This is a genomic window from Acinetobacter sp. AR2-3, from assembly GCF_001878775.1.
Classification (GTDB): domain Bacteria; phylum Pseudomonadota; class Gammaproteobacteria; order Pseudomonadales; family Moraxellaceae; genus Acinetobacter; species Acinetobacter lwoffii_D.
In genome coordinates this window covers 1-1,142 of the sequence record NZ_MJIQ01000005.1, presented here as the reverse complement: position 1 = coordinate 1,142, position 1,142 = coordinate 1, and the positions used below count along the sequence as shown (strand labels likewise).

At 31.2% G+C, this 1,142-nt stretch carries 2 protein-coding genes; both read left to right on the top strand.

The features are described from left to right. Nucleotides 1-120 precede the first annotated feature (120 nt). The gene (locus BFN00_RS00370; protein WP_249449767.1) at nt 121-888 is read left to right on the top strand and encodes a pesticin C-terminus-like muramidase; all 768 of its coding nucleotides are present in this window, start codon (nt 121-123) and stop codon (nt 886-888) included. Then, nucleotides 872-1,142 (top strand): lysozyme inhibitor LprI family protein (locus tag BFN00_RS00365; RefSeq protein ID WP_071850125.1); only part of this gene is annotated, 271 nt, incomplete at its 3' end. The genes BFN00_RS00370 and BFN00_RS00365, both read left to right, overlap by 17 nt.

Below are 1,142 nucleotides of genomic sequence, written 5' to 3'. Positions count from 1 at the left end.
AAGATACATGTATTACGATTCGGGTTGACGGTAAGAAAGAGATGATCTTCGAGATAGATATCTAAAACGACACGGCCACCAACGAAATCTACACGCGTAAGATCGTCGGCAGCGTCAGATGTGTATAAGAGACAGCGCCAAGATTCCATAAAATTGAAATTAGATGTAGATATTATTAAGGGTGGTACCGAACAGAATAAGCCGACCCTAGATAAGAATATAGAGAAACTCTGTACAGCAGAATGTATCGTAGAAACATATACTTTTGAAACTTCTTTAGGAACAATGGTTATTTCAAAAGAATCTCTTGATTCAATTTTAAAATGGGAGAAATACGAATCTAAACCTTATGTACCTAGTAAGGGAAAAGATGGTAAAAGTGGTGTAACATTAGGATATGGTTACGATTTAGGACATCAAAGTCTTGAACAAATTAAAAAGGATTTAAATTTTTATTATACTTCGAGTCAAATTCAACGTTTATTAAAAGCTCAAGGAAAAAGAGGTTTGGCAGCACAAGCATTAGTAAACAGCCTTTCTGATATTATTATAAATAAAGATAAAGCTTATCAGATGGTGATGATAGTAAAAAAAAGGTATGCGGAGGATACATTAAAAGTTTATCCAGATATTTTAAAATATCATCCTCATTGCCAAGGAGCTATTTTATCGCTTGTATATAACAGATATATAGGTTTGAAAGGAGATCGTCGTAAAGAAATGAAAGAAATTCAAGATGATCTTAAAAAGAATGGAAAAAAGGTTCCTTTATTCTTAAGAAGTATGAAACGACTATGGACTACAAAAGCTAATAGAGGATTACAGGCTAGACGGGAAGATGAAGCAAAAATTTTTGAAAAAGGATTAAAATGTGAATGCTATAAGTAAACTTTTTATTCTGAATATTTTATTTATTTCTTTAAACTCTTATGCAGTGTCTCCTGAAGACTTTTTATATCAGGATGCTTTGAAAATACAGTGTAAAGAAGGAAGTCCTATGCAAGAGGATTTAATGTATTGTGTTTCAAGAAGTTATTTAGAGTCAGATAAAAAATTAAATATAGAATATAGAAAAAGAATGAAAATATTAAAAGGAATTAAAAAAGAAAAATTACTAGCGATGATCCTAGACAGTATTGTGG